Annotated in this window: 21 protein-coding genes; 10 read left to right on the top strand and 11 right to left on the bottom strand. The window is 46.6% G+C overall.

Features of this window, described 5'->3' with window-relative positions:
• Positions 1–5: 5 nt before the first annotated feature.
• The 8 genes from dsrA to QMD03_00685 form a co-directional block, all read right to left on the bottom strand.
• Entirely contained in the window at positions 6–1,313 is a 1,308-nt protein-coding gene (gene dsrA / locus QMD03_00720; protein MDI6775759.1) for a dissimilatory-type sulfite reductase subunit alpha, read from the bottom strand.
• A 292-nt stretch (positions 1,314–1,605) separates the two neighbouring features.
• Positions 1,606–2,229 (bottom strand): tetratricopeptide repeat protein, encoded by a 624-nt coding sequence (locus tag QMD03_00715; GenBank protein MDI6775758.1) that lies wholly within the window; start codon positions 2,227–2,229, stop codon positions 1,606–1,608.
• The gene (locus QMD03_00710) at positions 2,226–2,567 is read right to left on the bottom strand and encodes a hypothetical protein (GenBank protein ID MDI6775757.1); all 342 of its coding nucleotides are present in this window, start codon (positions 2,565–2,567) and stop codon (positions 2,226–2,228) included. Before QMD03_00710 ends, QMD03_00715 begins: the two co-directional genes overlap by 4 nt.
• Positions 2,568–2,609: 42 nt before the next feature.
• Positions 2,610–2,933, bottom strand: coding sequence for a hypothetical protein (locus tag QMD03_00705; protein ID MDI6775756.1), 324 nt, complete (start codon positions 2,931–2,933; stop codon positions 2,610–2,612).
• Between the two features lie 30 nt (positions 2,934–2,963).
• Positions 2,964–3,176, bottom strand: coding sequence for a 4Fe-4S binding protein (locus tag QMD03_00700; protein MDI6775755.1), 213 nt, complete (start codon positions 3,174–3,176; stop codon positions 2,964–2,966).
• A 343-nt stretch (positions 3,177–3,519) separates the two neighbouring features.
• On the bottom strand, positions 3,520–4,896 hold the full coding sequence (locus QMD03_00695; protein ID MDI6775754.1) for a sigma-54 dependent transcriptional regulator: 1,377 nt from the start codon (positions 4,894–4,896) through the stop codon (positions 3,520–3,522).
• Positions 4,897–4,911: 15 nt separating this feature from the next.
• Positions 4,912–6,435: an ATP-binding protein gene (locus tag QMD03_00690; GenBank protein ID MDI6775753.1), complete on the bottom strand. Its 1,524-nt coding sequence runs from the start codon at positions 6,433–6,435 to the stop codon at positions 4,912–4,914.
• A 65-nt stretch (positions 6,436–6,500) separates the two neighbouring features.
• On the bottom strand, positions 6,501–6,845 hold the full coding sequence (locus QMD03_00685) for a CGGC domain-containing protein (protein MDI6775752.1): 345 nt from the start codon (positions 6,843–6,845) through the stop codon (positions 6,501–6,503).
• 487 nt (positions 6,846–7,332) lie between these two features.
• Here QMD03_00685 and QMD03_00680 point away from each other — a divergent pair, with 487 nt between their 5' ends.
• Positions 7,333–8,097 carry a protein-L-isoaspartate(D-aspartate) O-methyltransferase gene (locus QMD03_00680; GenBank protein ID MDI6775751.1) on the top strand — a complete coding sequence of 255 codons (765 nt, stop codon included), beginning with the start codon at positions 7,333–7,335 and terminating at the stop codon, positions 8,095–8,097.
• Positions 8,098–8,099: 2 nt separating this feature from the next.
• Positions 8,100–10,499, top strand: a complete 2,400-nt coding sequence (locus QMD03_00675; GenBank protein MDI6775750.1) for a hypothetical protein — start codon at positions 8,100–8,102, stop codon at positions 10,497–10,499.
• Positions 10,500–10,520: 21 nt separating this feature from the next.
• Here QMD03_00675 and QMD03_00670 read toward each other — a convergent pair whose 3' ends face one another.
• Positions 10,521–11,399, bottom strand: a complete 879-nt coding sequence (locus QMD03_00670) for a deoxyribonuclease IV (GenBank protein ID MDI6775749.1) — start codon at positions 11,397–11,399, stop codon at positions 10,521–10,523.
• A gap of 273 nt (positions 11,400–11,672) precedes the next feature.
• Between QMD03_00670 and QMD03_00665 the strand changes: the two genes are divergently transcribed.
• A complete protein-coding gene (locus tag QMD03_00665) occupies positions 11,673–13,013 on the top strand; it encodes an FAD-dependent oxidoreductase (GenBank protein ID MDI6775748.1) in 1,341 nt (446 codons plus the stop codon).
• A 52-nt stretch (positions 13,014–13,065) separates the two neighbouring features.
• On the opposite strand, the gene QMD03_00660 is transcribed toward QMD03_00665, so the two are convergent.
• Both QMD03_00660 and QMD03_00655 read right to left on the bottom strand, forming a co-directional pair.
• On the bottom strand, positions 13,066–13,926 hold the full coding sequence (locus QMD03_00660; GenBank protein MDI6775747.1) for a substrate-binding domain-containing protein: 861 nt from the start codon (positions 13,924–13,926) through the stop codon (positions 13,066–13,068).
• Positions 13,927–13,939: 13 nt separating this feature from the next.
• Positions 13,940–14,170, bottom strand: coding sequence for a hypothetical protein (locus QMD03_00655; protein MDI6775746.1), 231 nt, complete (start codon positions 14,168–14,170; stop codon positions 13,940–13,942).
• A gap of 365 nt (positions 14,171–14,535) precedes the next feature.
• Between QMD03_00655 and cmk the strand changes: the two genes are divergently transcribed.
• The 7 genes from cmk to sppA all read left to right on the top strand — a co-directional run bounded on the left by cmk (position 14,536) and on the right by sppA (position 23,044).
• Positions 14,536–15,210 (top strand): (d)CMP kinase, encoded by a 675-nt coding sequence (cmk, locus tag QMD03_00650; protein MDI6775745.1) that lies wholly within the window; start codon positions 14,536–14,538, stop codon positions 15,208–15,210.
• Between the two features lie 527 nt (positions 15,211–15,737).
• Complete coding sequence (locus QMD03_00645) at positions 15,738–17,741, top strand: aldehyde ferredoxin oxidoreductase family protein (protein ID MDI6775744.1); 2,004 nt, start codon at positions 15,738–15,740, stop codon at positions 17,739–17,741.
• A 37-nt stretch (positions 17,742–17,778) separates the two neighbouring features.
• Positions 17,779–18,843 carry a 3-methyl-2-oxobutanoate dehydrogenase subunit VorB gene (vorB, locus tag QMD03_00640; protein ID MDI6775743.1) on the top strand — a complete coding sequence of 355 codons (1,065 nt, stop codon included), beginning with the start codon at positions 17,779–17,781 and terminating at the stop codon, positions 18,841–18,843.
• Positions 18,840–19,616, top strand: a complete 777-nt coding sequence (locus QMD03_00635; protein ID MDI6775742.1) for a thiamine pyrophosphate-dependent enzyme — start codon at positions 18,840–18,842, stop codon at positions 19,614–19,616. Before vorB ends, QMD03_00635 begins: the two co-directional genes overlap by 4 nt.
• A 31-nt stretch (positions 19,617–19,647) precedes the next feature.
• On the top strand, positions 19,648–20,211 hold the full coding sequence (locus QMD03_00630; protein ID MDI6775741.1) for a 2-oxoacid:acceptor oxidoreductase family protein: 564 nt from the start codon (positions 19,648–19,650) through the stop codon (positions 20,209–20,211).
• Between the two features lie 142 nt (positions 20,212–20,353).
• Positions 20,354–22,123 (top strand): 30S ribosomal protein S1, encoded by a 1,770-nt coding sequence (locus QMD03_00625; protein ID MDI6775740.1) that lies wholly within the window; start codon positions 20,354–20,356, stop codon positions 22,121–22,123.
• A 9-nt stretch (positions 22,124–22,132) separates the two neighbouring features.
• On the top strand, positions 22,133–23,044 hold the full coding sequence (gene sppA, locus QMD03_00620) for a signal peptide peptidase SppA (GenBank protein ID MDI6775739.1): 912 nt from the start codon (positions 22,133–22,135) through the stop codon (positions 23,042–23,044).
• Positions 23,045–23,050: the final 6 nt, after the last annotated feature.

Below are 23,050 nucleotides of genomic sequence, written 5' to 3'. Positions count from 1 at the left end.
ACCTCCTATTTCTGGTGTTTTTTCCTGTATTCTTTAATATCCCGCTCCCATCCCCCGGCAACGTCCTCTTCCTTCCAGAAGATGTAAGGGTTAGATCTTGGTTCCTTAATTGATCGAGGATCTGCCTTTAACCCACAAACCTCCATAAGTTTCCCGAGACCCTCTCTCTGCATCATTTCACCGAGGCGCTCACGGTTTTTCCCCCCTTCAGACCACCAATCCCATACATTTTCAATCAACTCCTTGAGCTCATCGTACGGTTCCTCGATCTTCATAAACGGAACAACTAATGTGGAAAGCTGGGCGCCTTCTAAGATTGGGGCCTTGGCGCCAAATAGGATAGATGCTCCGGTATCCTCTCCAATCCTCAGGGCCCTGGGCATCGTATTGATACAGTGCATACACCGAATGCACTCCTTATTATTGATCTTGAGATTTTTCCCATCCCAGGCCATGCAATGAGTGGGGCAGAGATGAATCACCTCTTTCTCAATATCGAAAGGTCCCCAGTTCCGACCGGCATGGGCTCCGGCATTAGGCTTGAAGTCGCCTCCTACATACGCCCTCACCGCTTCCTGGTCAATGCGGATGTCATCCCGCCAGGTGCCGATAACCGACATGTCCGCCCTGGCGATAGAGGCCACACAGCCGTTGGGACAACCATCAAACTTAAACTTGAATTTATACGGAAATGCGGGTCTGTGTAACTCGTCCTGATATTCCATGGTAAAGGAATGACACAGATGCTGGGTATCGTAGCAGGCAAACTCACAGCGGGCCTTTCCTATACAGCAATTCGGTGTCCTGAGATTGGAGCCTGAACCGCCGAGATCCTGTTTGAGGTCATGGGTAAGCTCCCAGAATATCTCTTCTAACTGCGGTGTGGTTGTCCCCAGTAAGATCATATCCCCGGTGGAACCATGCATGTTGGTGAGGCCGCTACCCCGTCTCTCCCACAAATCACATATTTTTCTTAAGTGCTCCGTGGTATAAAAATAACTGGAAGGTTGATTTACGCGCATGGTATGAAAATCTCGCACCGCCGGAAATTGTTCGGGCTGGTCACAATACCTGCCAATAACACCGCCACCATACCCGAAGACACCTACGATACCGCCATGTTTCCAGTGCCCTACCTTATCTTCGTAGGAGAGCTCCATAAGACTGAGGAGATCATCACAAGCCTCCCGCGGTGTTTGCAAATCAACTTTCGTTTTTTCTCTTGCAGCGGCCTCCTGTTTCATATCAGAGACAAAACTCGGCCACCTTCCCTTCTCTAACTCATCAAGCATAGGAGTCTTACGCTTTGCCATCAAAATACCTCCATTCTTAAGTGATTTAATACTCTTAGGAATTTCCCTTTTATAACTTTAGGCACCTTAAACTTTAGATCACTTTAGGCACTTAACTTGAAATCCCCGATCTTCTGGACTGTTGCTCTGTTCACCCCCTCCCCAAGAACCTCAAAATCAGTCAAACCCGCAGGCTAACTATAACAATATCTCCCGTCTGTCAAGCTCTTATTAAAATATCTCTCGTCATACGTCTTATGTTTTACGACTTACGACTTACGACTTACGACATACGACTTGTTTTTAGCGGAAACTATTCCTGGAATGCTCTCAGTTCCTCCAAAAGTTCGGGGGATACCTCATACCCATACTCTATCGCCCTGTCACAATGATGGATCGCCTTCTTGAATTCTCCCTTCTCGAAATAGGCAACAGCGAGGTTGTTATGGGCAACCGCAAAATTTGGTGCAATTCCAATGGCCTTTTCATTGTTTTCAATACACTCTTCAATCTTTCCCTGACAAAAATAGGCGCTCCCCAGGGAGCTGAAGGCCTGAACGAACACAGGGTCTTTTTTAACCGCCTTCTTGAGCATATCAATCGCCTTTTCAACCTCCCCCATCTGCAGATAGGCAAAGCCTATATTGCCATAGGGAATAGCAAAATCCGACCTGAACTCTATGACTTTCCTGCAGATGTCAATCCCCTTTTCCAGATCTCCCCTCTGGAAGTATATCCCACTCAGGTTGATGTATGCCTCTGCCAGGCGCGGACTCTCTACTATCGCCTCTTCAAACTCGGATATTGCCTCATCCCACTTATGCTGCTTTATAAGCGCAATCCCCAAGTTGTAATGGGTAAGTGCACATCCCGGGTCATCTCCCGATCTCTGCTTCAGTTCCCTGATGTACTCTTCAGTGGACACCTCTTCCTTCATAACTCACCATTTTTCAATATCTTTCCGTACCAGCAGGAAAACTCGTACATCCCCCTGTAGCGGTCGTTGTTGCCAATAATTCCTACGCAGATTTCCCACGCCCCTTGACCGTAAGCATTACTGTACTCTTCTTGACGGCATGTTTGTAGAAACTTCCTTACCAGCGCCGAAGCTGTCTCCCTTTGTCCGGCCATCCTGATGTCAATGGGGTCATTCGGCATAAGGAAAGGGTCCCAGCTCTCGTATCCCTTATCGAGGATCCTCTTCCGGCTTCTTGCCGACATGCTCTCAAAGATAGCCTTCTTCCTCTTTTCCTCTTCAGGGGTAAGTTCAGACACTTAAAAATGTCACCCTTCCTATGTCAGGGCATAGCCTTGTTGTTAGAATACCTTTGCACGAAGATCCTTACCCGCAAGGGGGTTGTAGAGTTTCATAATGGCTACCTTCATAACATCTAAGGTCTTCATATCCAGGATAAAATTCATCAGGATATTCTCCGCCTGCTCGGGAATTACGCAGGCGTTGGAAGAATCGAAGGCCAATTCCGGGAAACCCTTGACGAGTTTCTTCTGTTCCTTGCCGGTAAGACCAACCTGAACCGCCTTTTTACCGTCAATTTCCTTAATTTCGCCGGCCAATCCGGCGCCTTGAATCTTTTTGAGTTTCTCATCATCGAGGAAGACGTTAATGTAATAATCTGCCATCTAAGGTACCTCCTGTTTGTAAAATTAATCCTAACACCCTACGGAAACTTCATCATCTTCTTTGATAATTTTTAATGCCCCGGTTTCACAGACTACCACACAATTTTCACATCCAACACATTCTCTATCGCCAATAGCCGGTGAACATCCATCCCTTCTTTTAATCAACACATCATTGGGGCATACCTCTGCGCATAACCCACAACAATTACACATCGCCTCGTCTATCTGGATACGGAACATGGGGCATTACCCGGCAGATACTTTCCCTCACTAACTCAGGCCGTGAGAAAAACCTCCCCATACGAAGCAAAAACTATACCAGAAAAATATATGGATGGGAGGAGAAACTTCCCCCGTACCCAAGGCAGGGCTTTCCGGATATATCCAAGTCAGGATCATTTACACTATAGAACAAAAAATCCTGGGGAAAACAGGCCTAAATGGGAAGAAAAAGTAACACCATTTAACGTCCATTTTCCTTGAAAATGGAAAATTTCTCTGTTCTTTTAAGGAGATTAAGTTATGTTTAAGAAATGTTACGAGAAGGTAACGTAAAAGGTTTATCCTTAATATTTAAGTAAGGTCAAGAGGTGGCACTCTCAACAATTTGGTGTTCTTTCATTTTTTCCCAGAGAGTCTTGCGACTTATCCCTAAAAGTTCTGCCGCCTTACTCTTTCGGCCCTGCGCCTCCTCAAGTATCTTCCTGAGATGCTCCTTTTCCACGGCCTTTAAAACTTCATCGAGGGTTTCAACCCGGCGATCAAGATACTTCTTTTTCTTCAAGCAAATCTCCCGAATGTCCTTAGTAAGATCGGCGATCTGTATCTTCTCTGTCCGACAGAAAGCTACCGCCCTCTCCACAACATTTCTCAACTCCCGAACGTTCCCGGGCCATTCGTATTGTTCAAGCAGATCCAGAGCGCCTTCCGTGAACCCAAGGATATTTTTGGCAGTCTTCATCTTAAACTCATGCAAAAAATATTTGGCGAGAAGAGGGATATCTTCCTTACGTTCACGGAGAGAGGGGAGTTGGATCTTAATTGTGTTCAAACGATAGTACATATCCTCTCGAAGACGTTCGCTCTTTACTGTCTGGATGTCGTATCTTGTGGCGCTGATTATCCTTACATCCACATGGATGGTTTTGGAACCGCCGACTCTCTCAAATTCTCTTTCCTGAAGGACACGTAGAAGTTTGACCTGGACGGCAGGCGATATGTCACCGATTTCATCCAGAAAGAGTGTCCCCTGATCTGCCAGTTCAAATCGGCCAGGTTTTCTTCGGATGGCGCCGGTAAAGGCCCCTCTTTCATGGCCAAAGAGCTCTGACTCGAGGATTGTCTCCGACAGGGCAGCACAGCTTACCTTAATGAACGGACCACTTTTGCGACGGCTGTTATAATGAATAGCGTTAGCAACCAACTCTTTTCCTGTACCACTCTCACCTTGAATCAAAACGGTAGTGTCTGTTTCCGCTACTATCTGGATACGTTCGTAGATATCCTGCATCTTATGGCTTTTACCTATAAGGTTGCCAAAATGGTATTTTTCCTCCACTTGTTGACGGAGATAGATATTCTCATCTTTCAAACACTGAAAAATGTTGATATTCCGGATCTTCAAAACCAGTTCATCAAGAGAAAAGGGTTTGGTAATAAAGTCGTGTGCCCCCAACTTCATAGCCTCTACAGCCTTCTCTACCGTGCCATAAGCGGTAATCATAACTACCATGGTTTCCGGGGAGAGGCTTTTTATCTCTTTAAGTATATTTATCCCCGATATGTCCGGCAGAACCATGTCAACTATTACCATGTCAAAGGATTCCCCTTGAAATATCGCAAGTCCTTTTTGGCCGGACTCCGCCACCTCAACCTTATATCCCGCTTTGGCCAGGGCATCGGAGACGGTCACCAGTAAGATAGGTTCATCATCTATAAGCAAAATCCTTCCCTTCTCCATACCAGATAGGCCTCCTTAAGAAGACGATTGCTGAACTTTCTCCTCCAGATAATCGAGGGGTAAAAGAATGGTAAATTCGCTTCCCATACCTTTTTCGCTTTCCACCTCGATCTTACCACCGTGGTCATGAATGATACCGTAACTGACGGAAAGGCCAAGCCCGGTTCCCTGTCCCGGATCTTTTGTGCTGAAAAAGGGATCAAATATCCGGTCCAGGTTCTCTTCCGGGATTCCGCATCCATTATCCCTTATCGCAATCTTTACTCTCCCGTTTTCCTGGGCGGTTTTAATCCAGAGATCCCCCCCCTCCGGCATAGCCTGGATGGCATTTAAGATAAGATTCACAAAGACCTGGAGCAACTGATGGGGATCCACCATGATTCTGGAAAGACTTTGATCAAGGTCTCTATGGAGGGAGATGTTATTTGAAGAAAGTTGATGGGAAGTTACCTCCAGTGTCCGGTTCATCAAGGCATTAATATCCGTGGGCTCGAGCTGAAAACTCCTCTGCTTACCGAAATTCAAAAGTTGCTTGACGGTTCTTCGTATCCGTTCCAGGCCCGAATGGATAAGATCAAGGTATTTGGCCCTCATCTGTTCATCCTGGAAGTTTTGTCTGAGGGTTTCAAGGCAGGTAAGGACACCTCCCAGGGGATTATTGATTTCATGGGCCAGGCCAGCCGCCAGCTTCCCCATAGCTGCCATCTTCTCCGTTTGAAGCATGTGGGCATGGGTACGCTCGATCTCTTTTCTTGCCTGATTGAGGCTATCCATCATGGAATTGAAGGCCTGACTAAGAAAACCTATTTCATTCCTGTGGCTGATGGTAGAACGGATGGATAGATTTCCCCTGCTCACCTCTCTCAGGTCATCGGTTAATTTCAGGATAGGTTTGATAATATTCAGGATTAAGGCGTGGACAACGATGAAATTAAGGGCTATCAACCCAACAGATATGAGGATCATCTCTTTATACCGTTTAACCAGGTACCGTTCAAACAGCCTGCTCTGCAGACTCTCCAGAGAGAATCCAATTCTCAGAGTGCCCAGTTTCTCAAATCGTCCGGTCAGGGGGGTAGAAACTTCTATAATCTCATCGGTACCTTTGTACCTCCGGATGATTGTTTTATCAACGGCGGCAGATTGTAAAGAAATCCTGTCCGGATAATTTCTCCTGTATCTCTGTAAATGACTCTCTCTTATTATCTTACCCGATATATCGGTAACGATAACATACCCGATTTTCAAGTTTTTGTTAGCCATTATACGGGCAATATAGTTATCAAGTAAACTTTCCCCCTGCACCGGATCCAACTCTTTAGAAGAGATCAAGGCATTAGTAATAGGAATAGCAAACACCTCTGCCAGCTCCTTCTTCTGCCGTTCTGAATCTTCTGTAGTTAAACGATACTCTCGATAAATAGAAAAAGCTATGATCAACATCATCATTAAAATGAGAAAACCGGAGATGAGGTAGAATTTCGTCTTCAGATTCCACCCTTTTTTTTGAAAAGTAAAAAAGGAAGAAAAGAAAGGCATATGACATTCTCTCAAAAAGGGAATCAGTGATTAGGGCGTTCAAAACTATATCGGACGAGTATCCCCTAATGATAATCGTGTGTTCCCAATACCACTTTGATATTCGTTTTGTTCTCTATGATCTTAGCTGCTTCCTCGGCACTGACGTAGGGGCATGCCGGTTTGGCGGTTGCCAGACATGAGCTAAGGTAAATAACATCCGGTTTAATTTCGGATAATCTCATAGCCATACCTATGTTCGGCACAATGGTGCGCCCAGGACATTCACACCGGATAAAGGCTATCACCTGCGAGGGCTCATCGAAATTACCTTCCCCGAGCGCTGCCGCCTTCAGGCATCGCCATTCACCGGGGCAACCGTAACCACTGTCCATATAGGCGCTGCAACCGACAACAATAACTTTCTTCATCGAAACCTCCTGGTAAAACTCTTACTTTAGTTTGGGTCCTAACCACTCCAGCACAAACGAAGTTCTCAGGTTTTAGCGTTAGCTGTTTGTGCTCTTATTGTGCGAAGTGACTATTGGGGATAGCGGTAAGGCTTTTTCTTAGCACAATTGGCTAAGTATTGCAAAAATAATTACAAAGTTTATATCTCTAAAAGCTACCGTCATTTCAGGTAGGCTTGAGAGGGGCAAAGGCACAATGCTTAGCAGTCTAATCAGGAAGTTAAGCAGTAAATGGCAAGACGTGGGGACAGATTTCAAATCTGTCCCCAATATGTGCCCTTGCCCCTATTAACCTGAGTAGTTACAAAAAATATTTGACCTTCGTTTTGATATTCACTTTAAAATTTCAGGTGGCATTAACTCAAAAGGACTGATATAGATTAAGCAAAGGAAAGTGACGTTTTGTTCCCCCGAAATTTTTCCAAACCTTATCCTTCTGGACCAGATTATGATAAGAGAGTGGAAGAAAAATTCAACAACAACTTTGCCCGGTTTGTTACCGCTATTTTTCATCTTAGCCATGGCGACGATCCATATAACCGGGAAACAGGTCCTGGCGGCAGACCAGAATGATGCGCACTTTCTGTCCCTAAGAAGGACAATGGTTTACGAGCAGATTATCCAGAGAGGTATTGAAGATCGAAACGTAATCCAGGCCATGATGCATGTCCCCCGCCACCATTTCGTACCGAAAAGGTACATCTCCTCAGCCTACAATGATACACCATTACCCATTGGACATGGACAGACAATTTCCCAGCCATACATCGTGGCGTACATGACAGAAGTCCTGAACCTGAAGAAGGAAAATACAGTTCTTGAAGTCGGAACGGGATCGGGCTACCAGGCTGCCATTCTCTCCCCCTTAGTCAACAAAGTATATACCATTGAGATCATCCCGGAACTGGCCAGGGTGGCAGCGACTCACCTGAAAAAACCGGGCTACAACAATATCGAATGCGCAACGGGCGATGGCTATTACGGTTGGGCCGACCGTGCCCCTTTCGATGCCATCATTGTCACCGCCGCGGCCGGTCATATCCCGCCACCCCTGCTCAAACAACTTAAAAATGGCGGTCGCCTGGTCATCCCTGTGGGGGGCGCCTTTATGGTTCAGAATCTCGTCCTGGTCGTGAAGGATAACGAGGGGAAGATTACCACCCAGAATCTACTGCCGGTCCGTTTCGTCCCCTTAACCGGCAAGCATGATTGACTATGGTATCCCACCCCTCATTAAGGCGCATCCAGAGTTCGATCTTCCTTATCTCCTCTGTCCTGATCGCCTATCAGATCCTCCTGGTTAAACTACTTTCAATCCAGTACTGGTACCATTTCTCCTATTTAATCATCAGCATTGCCCTGTTAGGGTTTGGAACGAGCGGCACTTTTGTCTTTATTTTTAAAGGGTGGTTAAAAAATCACCTTTCCGTGGTTCTCTTTACCCTGCCCCTTCTCCTGACATCCGCGATATGGGCAAATATCTACCTTCTACGGACAATCGAATTCAACCCCCTGATGATCATCTGGCTCAGGCACGAAATCTTAAATCTCCTCTATCTCTGTCTTTCCATCTTCATCCCCTTTTTCCTCGGCGCCCTCTATATTGGCCTCAATTTTTCAGTTTTTGCGGATCATGCTTACAGGATCTATTTTGTCAATTTAACCGGTTCCGGACTGGGGAGTCTTATCGTCTTATTGACCGTTCTCCGTCTTGGTCCCCACGAAATTATCCTTATTATCTCGATGATCACGGTCGGTACAAGCCTGATCATGAGTAACAGCCGAATCCGGAAACTGGTGAGCGGCATTATTATGGCATCCGCGGTACTGCTCTATTTCCTCCTCTTACGTCATACGCCTCTCGAAATGAGTAAATTTAAAGACCTCTCCCAGGCCGCCAATCTCACGGGAGCGAAAAAAGAAAGGGAAATATTTGGACCCCTTGGGCTGGTGACAGTTCTGGATAGTCCGGCCTTCCATTACCTGCCTGACCTGAGTCTGAACTGTCCCTGCCCGTTACCACGTCAGAAGGGTCTCTTTCTCGACGGTAACACCGTCGGCGCAATTAACCGGTTTAACGGCAATTTAGAGGATATGTGTTTCCTGGACTACCGTACCAGCTCACTCGCCTATAAAATCCTCCCTCACCCGGAGGTTTTGATTATAGGCGGGGGTTCAGGGACAGAGATACTCAATGCCAGGCGCCACCTGGCGCGAACCGTCTCCGTCGTGGAGATGAACGGAGATATTGTCGCCCTGATGAGGGGACATTACCGGAGCTTCGGTGGAGACATCTATCATCCCGGATTTTCCCGTGTCTTTATCGAGGAAGGCAGGGGATACCTGGAAAGAACAAAACAGTCATTTGATCTGATCCAGATCAGTCTGTTGGAATCTATGAGCTCGGCTTCGGCAGGCGTCTATTCCCTCAACGAGAATTATCTCTTTACCACGGAGGCGCTGGAGACCTGTCTCAAGCGTCTCAAGCCGGAGGGGATATTGAGCATCTCCCGGTGGATCAAAAATCCCCCGCGGGACAATATCAAACTCCTGGCCATGGCCATAGAGGCCATTGAGGCCCACGGGAAAAGCGCACCTTCCCGCTCAATTATCATGGTCAGAAGCTGGCAGACAGCAACAATCCTGATCAAAAACGGAAACTTTCATCATGAGGAGATTGAAGCCGTCAAATCCTTCTGTAAAAGCCGCCTTTTCGATCTCTGCTACTACCCGGGGGTAAAGAAAGAAGAAACAAATATTTTCAACAAGTTAGAGAAAAGTTCGTTCTACCTTGCCGCGGTCCAACTTCTCTCACCCGCTGCAAGGGAACAGTTTTACAGAGAATATCCCTTCTATGTTCGGCCTGCTACGGACGACAGGCCCTTCTTTTCTCACTTCTTCAAGATTGAGATGCTGAAGCGATACCTTGGCGCATTCGGCCGCCAGTGGATTCCCTTTATGGATTGGGGCTATATCCTGGTCTTCATCACGGCGGCCATCCTCTTTCTTCTCGGTATGATCTTCATCCTGGCCCCCATTCGTCTCATACGCCACCCTTCCGGAGGTCTTGTGCCTGTTTTTACCTATTTTGGCGCCCTGGGGATGGCCTACATGTTTCTCGAAATGTCTATCCTGCAGCAATTCATCCGCTATCTCTACGACCCTGTCTTTTCGGCAAGTGTTGTTATCGGTTCATTTCTTGTATATTCAGGGATCGGGAGTCTGCTTGCCGGGAGAATCGGCAAAGTAACATCAAGGCATATCTGGGGGTGTATATCCTGTATTGGTGTCATGGTAATCGTTTTCTCGACTTTTGACTGGTGGTTGCAAGACGTCCTGGCCGGCCTGTCCTTATGGATACGGATGTTTGTTTGCAGTTTACTCATTGGCCCACTTGCCATACCCATGGGCATCCCCTTCCCCTCTGGCCTCAGTGAATTAAGGAAAAGGGGGGAAGAGATCATCCCCTGGGCCTGGGGTATAAACGGCTTTTTCTCCGTAATGGGAAGTTCGGCAACGGTATTGGTCGCCATAGGGTGGGGCTTCAGATCCGTGCTGTTTGCTGCCCTGGCGTTTTATCTCCTGTCAGCGGTCATGTTCATTCGTCTTAAGTAGGGGGAGGTGTAAAACTTGTCCCTACTGCCCAATAGAGGATTTACCCCTGGCGCTCCCAACCAAACTCTTCAGCGTCGTCAGATTCTGAACATCTTCTTTTAAATCTTTTCCCTTGGGGGTTTCCAGCAGCATCGGCAAACCTTGAAAACGGGAATCGTTTAAAAGAAGGCGAAAGGCTTCTCGTCCCAACTGGCCCTGGCCGATGTGCTCGTGCCTGTCCAGGCGACTCCCCAATCCTCCCCGGGAGTCATTGAGGTGTATCGCCTTAATCTGTTTGATCCCGATCAATCCATCGAATTGGGCAAAAGTTTTCTCGAATGTCTCGGGAGTACGGAGGTCGTAGCCAGCCGCAAAGGCATGGCAGGTATCAAAACATACCCCCAGGCGCTCGGGATAATGACTGTTTTTCATTATTTCCGCCAAATGTTCAAAACGAAACCCAAGCGTAGAGCCCTGGCCGGCGGTAACTTCCAGTAACACCATAACTTTCGATTCTTTTGTCCCCTCGCAGATCCTGTCGAGAGCCCGGCTGATGCGGGCAAGACCCACGGTTTCACCGGCCCCCACATGGGCGCCAGGGTGGGTAACCAGGTATGGGATACATAACAGGGCGCATCTTTCTATCTCACCAATAAAACTTGCCACCGATTTCTGCCACAGCTCTTCGTCGGGGGAGGCCAGGTTAATCAGGTATGAGGTATGACCCAGAACAAACATGTCCGATGCCTTCCGGAATTCTTTAAAATTTTCTGTTTCCCCGGTGGTCAGGGGCCTCGCCTGCCACTGGTTATTACTTTTGGTAAAGATTTGAATAGCCTGGCAACCGATAGATAGTCCCCGCAGGATGCTTTTCTCAATCCCTCCGGCAATGGACATGTGCGCTCCCAATCTCATCGTCATTATACCTGCCCGCCCCAAGTTTTTACAGGGTGATGGAAAAGCATCAATACCTCGGTTACCCTTAACAAAGCTCCACGAAAATACTTTTTTATATTACCAGATGCAAGATGTTTGAACAATATGTCCAGGGCAAAACTCCGGTAACAATCTATAGTTGTAAATGAATTAAGGGGGAAGTATAATATTACAGTTCCTTAATTTGATCAGAGGGAAAGTGGTTGGCTGGTTAGAGGATAGAAGAGTTTAAAAGGTCAAAATCAGAAAGGGGGAAAAATGGAAAAGGCGGATGTATTGATCATTGGTGGCAGTGCTGCCGGTCTCGTTGCCGGTATAACTGCGAGGAGGCACTACCGGGAGGCTAAGATTACCATCGTCCGAAGGGAAAAGAGGGGACAGGTTCTGGTTCCGTGCGGCATCCCCTATATCTTCGGCACCCTCGGAACACCGGAGAAAAATATAATTCCTGAAGAACTGATCACCCGGAATAACCTCGATCTGATAGTTGACGAGATAACCAGTATAGATCCGGAGTCAAGGAATGTTACCACCTCAGGGGGTAAGTCCCTCGGATACGAAAAGCTGGTACTGGCTACCGGGTCAATGCCCGTTGTTCCTCCCGTACAGGGGGCGGATTTGAAAAATGTCTTCTGCGCCCAAAAGGATTTAGATTATCTCAATGGGTTGCTAAAGACGTTAAATGGTGTGAAGGATGCGGCCATTATCGGTGGGGGGTTCATCGGTCTTGAGTTTGCCGATGAATTCAGGAAGAGGGGATTGAATGTAACCGTGGTGGAAGTTTTACCCCATTGTCTTCAGCTTGTCTTCGATGAAGAGTTCTGTATCCTGACAGAAAAAAAATTAAGGGAGAGGGGGGTTGAGATCAGGACAGATACGCGGGTAGAGGCTATCTTAGGGAAGGAAAAGGCTGAGGGTTTACAGCTTGCGGGAAAAGAACAGATAAGAGCGGATCTTGTGTTTTTGGGGGTAGGGGTGCGTCCCAATACTCTCCTGGCACAGAAAGCAGGACTTAAGATAGGGGAAACCGGCGGGATATGGGTTGATGAATATGGAAGGACGAGTGATAGGGACATCTTTGCGGCAGGGGATTGTACCGAAAAGGTATCCTTTTTTACCAAAAGACCTTCGGCCTTGAGAATTGCCTCCATTGCTGCAATGGAGGCCAGGATTGTCGGCGCCAATCTGTTTGTGATAAAGAGGAGAAATGCAGGGGCATTGGGAACTTTTAGTACGATGATAGGAGATCTGGCCTTAGGGCAGGTGGGGCTTACGAAAAAAGCGGCAAGAGAAGCAGGCTTCGACTGTGTTACAGGAGAGGCTGCGGCTACGGACAAACACCCCGGTACCATACCTGATACGAGAGAAATTAAAGTAAAGCTTATTTTTGAGAGGGCATCCGGTGATATTTTAGGGGCTCAGCTTTGCGGTGGTGTCATCGTCGGAGAGACAACCAACATCCTTGCCGCCTTAATTCAAAGGAAAACAACGGCAGATGAGATCGCTACCTTCCAGTGCGGCACCCACCCTCTCCTTACTCCATCGCCTCTCGCCTACCCCATTGTGAATGCGGCGGAAAATGGAGTGGCCAAACTGTAAGAACCGGAGGTCAGATCCGAAAAAAATATAATCCCCTCATATAAATTTCTCCTTATCGTCTGCCTTTCCCCAACTCCTCCTCTTTTTTACCAGCGTCGGGGAAGAAAAGAGGAGAGCCGAACTTGTCCACTCCAAAGCCCCTGATAATGTTCTGGGCCTTCCTGGAAACCATGAAATCAGCCAGTGCCCTTGCCCCGGCAGCGTTTATTCTGGGCCATTTTTTCGGGTTGACCTCAATGACATGATAGATATTCAGGAGGAGGGGATACCCCTCTACTAAGATGTCCAAACGGAGATTTTTCTTCAGGGCCAGGTACGTTCCCCGATCGGTAAGGGTATAGCCTTTTTTCTCTGAGGCGACATTGAGGGTCATCCCCATTCCCAGGCCCGTCTGCTGATACCATCTTTTTTCTTCGGGATTGATTCCGCAAGCCTTCCAGATGGCCTTTTCCTTGGCATGAGTTCCTGAGTTATCGCCCCGGGAGAGAAACATGGCCCCCCTGGAGGCGATCCTTTTAAAAGATTCCACAGCGGATATTGTGCCCTTGAGCTTAGCTGGATCCTCCGGAGGCCCTACCACGATAAAGTCGTTGTGCATAACGATTCTTCGATTTATCCCATACCCTTCAGCCACAAACTTTTTCTCAGCCTCGGGCGAGTGCACCAGCAACAAGTCGGCATCTCCCCTTTGTCCCATGGTCATGGCCTGTCCGGAGCCCACAGCGATCGTCTTTACAAAATAGCCGGTCTTCCTTTCAAAGATCGGGATGAGAACATCGAGAAGACCGGAATCCTGTGTGCTGGTGGTCGTGGCCAGGATGATACTCTTCTGCCCCGCGGGTGATAATCCGGGAAATGCCCCCAGGAGAACGATTAACCACAGGAGAATAGATACAACTATCCTTCTTTTCATGTATTTTTTCCTTTCATGAACCTACAGAATAGCGGATTTTGCCTGAATCTTCAAAGTCGTAGCCTCCCACCCATTCCGCCCTGCTGCGGAATTCTTTTGCATTCAGAATCTCGATAAAAGCCTGTACACCCTTTTCGAAAAAAGTGAACTGGTCGAGGAGCATGCCGAAACTTTCCCTGGTAATGGAAATAAATGACAGTCCTAAGAGTTTTGCTGTGGCAATGGTAAAGACAAACACCAACAAACTAACACTACTTCGTTAAGTCCAAAATGTGGAACCAGTATTATCAAGGGTTTCAGGCTCTTTTTAAGTAAACTGATAAGTAAACTTAAAACCTATTAAAGGCCCAGTAAAATTGGGCACCTCATGATTTTGCGCGCATCAATGTAACGTAGTAGTATTAGCACACCCTCTTTTCCCTGAGAGATAGAACTTTTTGTAATAATATCTTTTTAAGGGGCAATGGCAAGGAAACGTTTCACTCAAAGTGTGAGATTTATACTTTTCTGACAAGACGCTTTCTGTTATGCTGAAATCGTGCCAGGTAAAAAGGCGTTCACGGTGATTCTTTTGAAGTGCAACCTTTCCAGAAATGTGTGGTTTACGGTATGAGGGAAAAACTGGTGATTACCATTGATGGGCCGGCCGGAGCAGGGAAAAGCACGGTCAGCAAGGTTCTTGCAGAACGTATGTCCTATATCTATCTGGACACCGGTGCTCTTTACCGGGCTGTTGCCTATACAGTGGCCAAAGAGGGAATATCTCCAGATAATGAGAACTGCCTCTCGAACCTGTTAGGGAGAACAAAGATTTTTCTTAGAAACATGGATGGTCGTACCATCAAGGTCTTTGTTAATGACGAAGATGTAACGGAAAAGATCAAGACCGAGAAAACAGGACTTCTCGCGTCAAAGGTTTCTGCGATTCCTCTTGTCAGAAATGCGTTGCTTTCAATTCAGCGGGAAATGGGTAAAGAGGGGGGTATTGTTGCTGAAGGGAGGGACATGGGAACGGTGGTCTTCCCTGATGCTGATTGCAAGTTTTTTTTAGATGCCAGTGTTGAAGAGAGGGTTAAGAGACGATACAATGAATTAGTCATGAGAGGGGTGCACCGCGATTACCGTGATGTTGAAAGGGATTTACTTATCAGGGACAGACAGGATCGCGAAAGAAAAACAGCTCCTCTTCAAGTATCCAGGGATGCCATCATCATTGATTCCACAAACATGACAGTTTCTGAAATTGTCGAGAAAATGGTGACAATCGTACGTCGTACGTCATAAGTCATACGTCATAAGACATACGACTTACGAGGAGATATATTTATATACCTCAATTGCGCTTTCGGGGCACATCCTGCCACATATGGTACACGCCGTGCAGTTTTCCTCGTTTATAAAGTTTGGTAACTGGTATCCTTCAGAGTTGAGCTCATTTCCTATAATAAGACAGTCTTTAGGGCAAAACTCTACACAAAAACCACAACCTTTACAAAACTGTTCGTTGATCACTATTTCCCCTCTATTTTTTCCCACAATTTTAGCTCCTTGGTTAATTTTTTACGCCATTGAGAATCATTCTTAAACTTCTCTGAACTATAAAGATACTGTGGAATAAGTCAAGTATTTTTAGCTTTGGCTAAAAATACTTGACATGATTAGCTCAAAAAGATTAAGTGATCGGTGCTGTTCTGGATTAGCTGGAGGATAGATTTTTATGGTCTGCTCTGGGGTTATTCTCGAGAGATAATTTATTCTTTCTCTCATCAAAATTAAATTTCAGCTTTCAGCATCGAAGGGGGGGCTATACAGTGTACAGTTATGCGGGTAAACTCCTGTTTGTAGATTTGACAAAGGGTGAGTTCCGGGAGGAAGAAGTCCGGGAAGAGATCTACCGAAAGTATATAGGTGGATATGGCTTGGGGGTAAAGGTGTTATATGAAAATGTCAAGGCCGGTGTTGATCCTTTAGGGCCGGAGAATATTTTGGGATTTGTGACCGGCGCCTTGAATGGTACCGGCGCCATGGGCAGTGGCAGGTATATGGTGGTGGGCAAATCCCCTTTAACCGGTGGGTGGGGTGATGCCAACTCCGGTGGGCACTTCGCTGAGGCAGTAAAACAAGCGGGATACGATGCCATATTCTTCACCGGGAAATCTGAAAAACCGGTGTACTTGGTGTTGAGTGATGAGATACGAGAGCTGAGAGATGCCGGCCACATATGGGGAAAAGATACTATAGAGACAGAGGATTTAATCTTGAAGGAACTGGGAGACAGGAGATTCAGTGTGGCCTGCATCGGACCGGCCGGTGAGAAACTATCCCTGATTGCCGGTATCGTGAATGATAAAGGGCGAATCGCTGCCAGGTCGGGGCTCGGCGCCGTGATGGGTGCAAAGAATCTAAAGGCGGTGGCAGTTAAGGGGCAACATAAGGTTTCCGTAGCAGATCCGGATGGATTGAAAAAACTCAACGCAGAGATAAGACCGATGTACGGATTCCGCCCTTCAAAGCTCCAAAGTTTTCTAACGAATGCATTGACCCCTCTGCTTCCATATTTTGTAAGGTTGAAGGTTCCCCTCCCCCCGCCCGATCAAAAACTGGTTGCCCGGCTTTTTTCTGATTATGGAACATGTAGTTTTGTCGCTTCATCATCGGAAATGCAGGATTCTCCGATAAAGAATTGGTCAGGTATTGCCTATAAAGATTTCCCCATGAGGAGTAAGTCCTCAAAGATAAGCGACGATAATGTTGTAAAGTACATGAAAAGGAGATTTGCCTGTAGCAGTTGTCCTGTAGGTTGCGGTGGGATTATGGAATTAAAAGAAGGGATGTACAGCGTTAAAGAATCCCATAAGCCGGAGTATGAAACGATCGCCGCTTTTGGAAGTATGATCCTCAATGATGATATAGAATCTATCCTGATGGCGAATGATATGTGTAACAGGGCGGGAATGGATACCATCTCTGCAGGAGGAACTATTGCCTTTGCTATCGAATGTTATGAGAATGGTTTAATCACCAGAGAAGATACCGGTGGGATCGAACTGAAGTGGGGAGCCCAGGATGCTATCTTGGAAATGCTGGATAAGATGATAAAGAGGGAAGGGTTTGGCGATCTGCTGGCGGATGGCTGTAAGGTCGCGGCAGAAAAGGTGGCCAGAGGAGCAGAAAGATATGCCATGCATGTGGGGGGACAGGAGGTACCGATGCATGATCCGAGGCTTAATCCGGGTTTTGGGGCCACTTATGTTGCTGATCCAACTCCTGCCAGACATACCCAGGCTGGTCTGGGATTCGAGGAGATGGGACTGGGAATTATGAATGAAAAGCTTCTATCTCAGTACAATCTGCCAAAGCAAAAAAAGTACGAATACCATCACAAGGGGAGGAAAAATGTCCTAGTAAGTAGTTATGGCCAGATAATTAATTGTAGCGGTCTCTGTCTGTTCCATTTCTTCATTGTCCCGACATATCCGCTTCTCGATTATCTAAGGGTGGCGACAGGGTGGGATCTTACTCTAAAAGAATTGATTACAACGGGGATGAGAATCCAGACATTAAGACATCTCTTCAATATTAGAGAGGGAATTTCTCCTCAAGACTTTGTCTTACCCGAAAGGATTATCGGTAGTCCTCCCCTTTCCGATGGTCCCCTCAAGGGGATTACCATTGACATAGAGACACTGAAAACAGAGTACTTCAGGGAAATGGGCTGGGATGAGGAAACAGGGATACCATCGGAGGAGAAGCTGAGGGAATTGTCTCTGGGAGAATATTATGAGGAGTGTCTCAGAAGTCAGGATCCAGAATAGAATAAGATTGACGATTTAGAGTTTAGGAGGAGGTAAGATGTTTATTCATGGTTACGAGGCTGTGGGGCGTGGAGCCCTGAATGCCGGTTGTACGCATTTTTTTGGTTATCCAATTACGCCGCAAAACGAGATTACCGAGTTTTTTGCCCGTGAATTACCCCAGAGAGGGGGGCGTTTTGTCCAGTCCGAGAGTGAATTGTCATCCGCCTCCATGGTTTTTGGGGCGGCGCTGGCAGGGGTCCGGGTGATGACCTCTACCGCAAGCCCCGGTTGGGGATTGATGCAGGAAATACTCTCCCATATCAGTATGTGTGAACTCCCCTGTGTTGTTGTTAACGTTCAGAGGGGGGGGCCCGGCCAGGGTACCACCCGCCATGCCCAAACCGACTACCTGTCAGCAACACGGGGAGGGGGACAGGGAGGATATAAGAGTATCGTTCTTGCCCCCTCATCGGTTCAGGAATGTCATGATCTGATGCAGCTTGCCTTTTATCTGGCAGACAAGTATCGAATTTTAGTGGTGGTCCTAACAGATGGCATACTCATCCAGATAGCCGAGCAAATTGATGTTAAGTGTATAGACTTCGGTCCCTTACCACCGAAGGATTGGGCGTTGAGGGGCATGGCTAAAAAAGGGGGGAGATTCGATTATATCCATTCAATAAGAGGTATCATGCCCCCCGTTTACAGGGACGTTATTGTCCAGATGCATGAAAAATATAGAAAGATAGCCGAAGCTGAGGTAAGGTTCAAGACCTATCAGGCCGATGATGCCGAATTACTGTTGGTAGCTTATGGCTACGTGGCCCGTTGTTGCGAGGAAGCTGTAAACATGGCCCGCAGCAAAGGATTAAAGGTGGGCATGCTCCAGCCTGTAACCCTCTGGCCATTTCCCTATGAAATTATGGCGCAGAAGGCCTCCTCCGGATGCAGATTTTTAGTTGTCGAGGACAGTATGGGTCAGCTATTAGAGGATGTGAGGCTCGGCGTGGAGGGTAAAAGCTGTATCGCTTTTTTGGGGTTGTCTTTTAGGCACGTGGCTGGTGAGTTGGGGATGATCTTTCCGGAGACTATTTTTGAGGAGGTTAAGAGGCTGATATGATGGTTAATCAGAGTGGTCCTGTAGTTAAGGAAAAAATTTATGGTCCATCGCCTTACCTGGTGAATTTACCGTTGCCCTCCTGTCCCGGTTGCGGTAGTCCCCTAGCATGTAAAATTATCATGGAGGTCCTTGAGGAATTGGAAGTGGTTGAAAGGGCAGTAGTTGTCATCGGTGTTGGCTGTGCCGGTATGGGATTTTTCCGGGCAAAGATGGATATGACCTTGTGTGCCCATGGGCCTTCCCCTTCTGTGGCTTTGGGGATAAAGCAGGCCAATTACGATGATGTCATAGTCTTTACCGTTCAGGGTGACGGTGATTGTGCGGCCATCGGGGCGGGTTATCTTGTTAATTCTGCGGCCAGGGGGGACAAGATTACCGTGTTTATGTTGAACAATACTAATTATGGGACCACAGGGGGACAGATGGCTCCCACGACACTCCTCGGCCAGGTAACGACAACCACTCCCGGAGGGAGAACTTCTGTGTCCCATGGATATCCGCTTCATATAGCGGAAATGCTGACTACGATTAAAGGAGTCGCTTACAGCGCTCGCGGGGCAATAAATAACTTTGCCAACTACCAGCGCACAAAAAAGTATGTAAAATCCGCATTGCAAAAACAGATAGACGGGGTGGGGTTCAGTTTTGTAGAGATATTGGTTGCCTGTCCAGTAAATTGGCATCTGGATCCCCCAAAGGCGATGAAACGGTTAAAAGAAGTGATTGCCGAGTATCCTCTCGGTGAATTCAAGAATGTAGAAGCCCTCGATTGAAGGATATCAGGACAGATCAGGAGGAGAAGAGATGGAGCATGGAAAAGATAGTAAAGAAGAACTATTAATCGCCGGTGTTGGTGGATGGGGTATTGTGACCATAGGGGATCTCCTGGCCAAGGCCGCTCTCAAGAAATATAAGAATGTTGCTTGGTTTCCCAGTTATGCGACCATGATGCGCGGGGGTGAAAGTGAATGTTGTGTAATATTCTCTCAGGAAAGGATATCTTCACCAATAATATACATGGCCTCCAGTGTAATGGTGTTGGGGGCTTCGAGGATAAAGGCTTTTGAAGATAGAGTAAAGCCCGGTGGACTAATGTTAATAGAGTCCACAGGAGTAAACGAAGATAACAGGGTGAGAAGAGAGGACGTGGATGTGAGGTATGTGGCCGCAATTGAGGAAGCGAAAAAACTGGGAAGTATAAAGAATGCAAATCTGGTCATCCTGGGGGCCTATGTGGGCGCAAAAAATTTGAGTTTAAGGGAGTTCCTTTTAGAGGAGATTGAGGCCAGATTCGGTGGGAAAGGAAAGGATAAAGTAGTTTCAACCTGTAAAGAGGCATTCCTCGCCGGGTTAGAACTTGGCAAATAGGTATTGAGTGTCTGCGTTTGATATTTTAAATTTTTATGTGAGCCGTATATTCTGAATTAGCTTGATATTTTGTAATGAGTATGTTAATCGTTATCCAAAATAAGTTTTATAAAATTTTCCGGGAGGGGGAGGTAATTGTTTAATGGTTAACGGTGACAACTTAATTTCAAAACAGGGTAAAGAGGTAGAAGGTAGTTCCCTTGTGAGAAATGGGGAAGGTGAACAGGTCCACGAGATGGAAGAAGAGGTAGGTTTTAAGGAGCTCTATGAACAAAGCCGGCAGGATGTGCAATTTGGTGAGATTATGACGGGAAAAGTAGTACAGATGGGCAGTGAAGTGGTTATGGTAGATGTGGGCTGGAAGACGGAAGGGTATATCCCCATTGGGGAACTTAAAGATAATGAAGGGAAAATCACCGTTGCCGTTGGCGATGAGATTGAAATCCTTGTTGATAGAAGAGATGGAGATGGTAATCTGATTCTGTCAAAGGATAAAGCCGCTAAAATTAAGGTATGGGATGACATAAAAAATGCCTGTGAGCAAAACACGACTATAAAAGGGACTGTTATAGAAAGGGTGAAGGGTGGACTTTCTGTGGATATTGGTGTTTTGGCCTTTCTTCCCGGCTCCCAGGTTGATATCCGTCCGGTGAGGGACCTTGATAAATATGTAGGCCAGACATTGATGTTTAATGTCCTCAAGTGCGATAGGAAGAGGAATAACGTCGTTTTATCGAGGAGATCAATATTGGAGCAGGAAAGAGAGGCCCAGAAGAGAGATGCTCTTGAGAGGATAGAGGTAGGAAAAATCATGGAAGGGGTAATTAAGAATATAACTGATTATGGTCTTTTCATCGACCTGGGAGGTATTGACGGGTTGCTTCATGTTTCCGATATATCATGGGGTAGGATAACGCGTCCGCCAAACAATTTTTCTAGAGGGGATAAGATCACCGTGAAGGTCCTTTCCTTCGATCGCGAAAAGGAAAGGGTTTCCCTCGGTTTCAAACAACTGACGGACAATCCCTGGGATACGATTATCGAGAGATACCCTGTTGGTTCTCTTGTAAAGGGGAAGGTTGTCAACCTGGCGAATTATGGAGTTTTTGTGGAACTTGAACCTGGTGTGGAAGGTCTTATACATATCTCAGAGATATTCTGGACGAGAGAGATTAAGCATCCAGCGAAGGTTTTATCTCTCGGAGAGATAATTGAGGTTATGGTCCTCGACACTAATCCGGATACGAGACGGATTTCCCTCAGCTTGAAACAGACTACCCCTAATCCATGGGAAAGCTTAAAACAAAAGTATCCCGAGGGGACTGTCATAAAAGGTGTGATCAAGAATATTACGAATTTTGGGGTCTTCGTAGGTATCGAAGATGGAATAGACGGTCTGATACATATCTCTGATATTTCCTGGAAGCAGCGGGTGAAACACCCCTCTGAATTCTTTCAGAAAGGCCAGGAGATCGAGGCTATTGTCTTAAATGTTGATGTAGAAAAGGAAAAATTTTCTCTCGGCATCAAACAGATTGAAAATAATCCCTGGGAAGAGATGAGCTTGAAATATACACCAGGCTCAGTTGTTACCGGAAAGGTCACAAACGTTACTGACTTTGGCGTTTTTGTTGAGATAGAGGAAGGAATAGAAGGACTGGTTCATATTTCGGAGTTGAGCCAGAAGAGGGTAAAGACGATTTCGGAGTTGTTTGCCGTTGGCGACGCTGTGTCTGTGGTTGTTAAAAGTATGGATGTAAAAAACAGAAAGATCCGGTTGAGCATAAAAGACTACGAATCTTCTTCTGAGAGGCATAGCAATCGGTATCTTAATAACACCGAAAATGTGGGCTACAATCTTAGAGAAGCCTTAGCTGAAGTAAAATTTCAAGCACTGAAGGATAGAGGATAATATCTGGTCATGAGAAGGCATCCTGTCATCTTCGGAGTATTACTTTTATTTCTTATCGGGGCGGTTTTTTTTCTCTTTGTTTACGGGTTAAGTTCTATTGGTGGGGATCACCATGTGTTTACACTAAGTGATAAAGTCGGAGTTGTGATGATCGAGGGGATTATCACTGATTCACAAGGTGTTGTCGAACAGTTGGATGAATTTACCAAGGATGACAGGATAAAGGCGGTTGTTCTGAGGATTGATTCACCTGGTGGGGGTGTAGCTCCTTCACAGGAGATATACGAAGCTGTTTTTAACTTGAGGAAAAAGAAAAGAGTGGTTGCCTCCATGGGCTCTGTGGCTGCTTCTGGTGGGTACCTGATTGCCTGTGCCGCCGATAAGATTGTGGCCAACCCGGGTACCATTACCGGCAGTATTTCCGCTGTCATGCATTTCGCCAATGCGGAAGAATTGTTAAAGAAGATCGGGCTAAAATCCTCTGTTATTAAAAGTGGCAAGTACAAAGACATAGGATCGCCTGTCAGGGCGATGACAGAGGATGAAAAGGCCCTGATTCAGGGTCTGGTTGACGATATATACGAGCAGTTTCTTGAAGTGGTAATTCGGGAGAGGAAAATCTCCGGAGAAAAGCTGAGGAGAATAGCCGATGGGAGGGTCTTTTCAGGCAGGCAGGCGCAGAAACTGGGACTGGTTGATTTTCTTGGTGATAGGGGTTATGCTATTCGTTTAGCGGGAGAGATGTCCGGTATCAAGGGTAAGCCAGATGTGGTATATCCTAAGAGGAAGAAAGTTAGTTTTTGGAAGTTTATTTTACAGGAGATGGTCTCATCCTTTCTCGGTGGATACAGAGAAAAAGAAACAGGATCTTACGGTGTTAATTACCTGTGCCCGCGGCTGGCAAGCTTTAGCTCCTCTTAGGTGGTT

The organism is Syntrophales bacterium, from assembly GCA_030018935.1.
Lineage (GTDB): Bacteria > Desulfobacterota > Syntrophia > Syntrophales > CG2-30-49-12 > CG2-30-49-12.
The sequence above is the reverse complement of the archived record's forward strand: the minus strand, read 5'-3'. Positions and strand labels throughout refer to the sequence as shown.

Excerpts from the sequence above, each read along its gene's own strand:
- dsrA (MDI6775759.1), bottom strand. The coding sequence starts at position 1,313 with ATGGCAAAGCGTAAGACTCCTATGCTTGATGAGTTAGAGAAGGGAAGG.
- QMD03_00715 (MDI6775758.1), bottom strand. The coding sequence starts at position 2,229 with ATGAAGGAAGAGGTGTCCACTGAAGAGTACATCAGGGAACTGAAGCAG.
- QMD03_00705 (MDI6775756.1), bottom strand. The coding sequence starts at position 2,933 with ATGGCAGATTATTACATTAACGTCTTCCTCGATGATGAGAAACTCAAA.
- QMD03_00700 (MDI6775755.1), bottom strand. The coding sequence starts at position 3,176 with ATGTTCCGTATCCAGATAGACGAGGCGATGTGTAATTGTTGTGGGTTA.
- QMD03_00695 (MDI6775754.1), bottom strand. The coding sequence starts at position 4,896 with ATGGAGAAGGGAAGGATTTTGCTTATAGATGATGAACCTATCTTACTG.
- QMD03_00690 (MDI6775753.1), bottom strand. The coding sequence starts at position 6,435 with ATGCCTTTCTTTTCTTCCTTTTTTACTTTTCAAAAAAAAGGGTGGAAT.
- QMD03_00685 (MDI6775752.1), bottom strand. The coding sequence starts at position 6,845 with ATGAAGAAAGTTATTGTTGTCGGTTGCAGCGCCTATATGGACAGTGGT.
- QMD03_00680 (MDI6775751.1), top strand. The coding sequence starts at position 7,333 with ATGATAAGAGAGTGGAAGAAAAATTCAACAACAACTTTGCCCGGTTTG.
- QMD03_00675 (MDI6775750.1), top strand. The coding sequence starts at position 8,100 with ATGGTATCCCACCCCTCATTAAGGCGCATCCAGAGTTCGATCTTCCTT.
- QMD03_00670 (MDI6775749.1), bottom strand. The coding sequence starts at position 11,399 with ATGACGATGAGATTGGGAGCGCACATGTCCATTGCCGGAGGGATTGAG.
- QMD03_00665 (MDI6775748.1), top strand. The coding sequence starts at position 11,673 with ATGGAAAAGGCGGATGTATTGATCATTGGTGGCAGTGCTGCCGGTCTC.
- QMD03_00660 (MDI6775747.1), bottom strand. The coding sequence starts at position 13,926 with ATGAAAAGAAGGATAGTTGTATCTATTCTCCTGTGGTTAATCGTTCTC.
- cmk (MDI6775745.1), top strand. The coding sequence starts at position 14,536 with ATGAGGGAAAAACTGGTGATTACCATTGATGGGCCGGCCGGAGCAGGG.
- vorB (MDI6775743.1), top strand. The coding sequence starts at position 17,779 with ATGTTTATTCATGGTTACGAGGCTGTGGGGCGTGGAGCCCTGAATGCC.
- QMD03_00635 (MDI6775742.1), top strand. The coding sequence starts at position 18,840 with ATGATGGTTAATCAGAGTGGTCCTGTAGTTAAGGAAAAAATTTATGGT.
- QMD03_00630 (MDI6775741.1), top strand. The coding sequence starts at position 19,648 with ATGGAGCATGGAAAAGATAGTAAAGAAGAACTATTAATCGCCGGTGTT.
- QMD03_00625 (MDI6775740.1), top strand. The coding sequence starts at position 20,354 with ATGGTTAACGGTGACAACTTAATTTCAAAACAGGGTAAAGAGGTAGAA.
- sppA (MDI6775739.1), top strand. The coding sequence starts at position 22,133 with ATGAGAAGGCATCCTGTCATCTTCGGAGTATTACTTTTATTTCTTATC.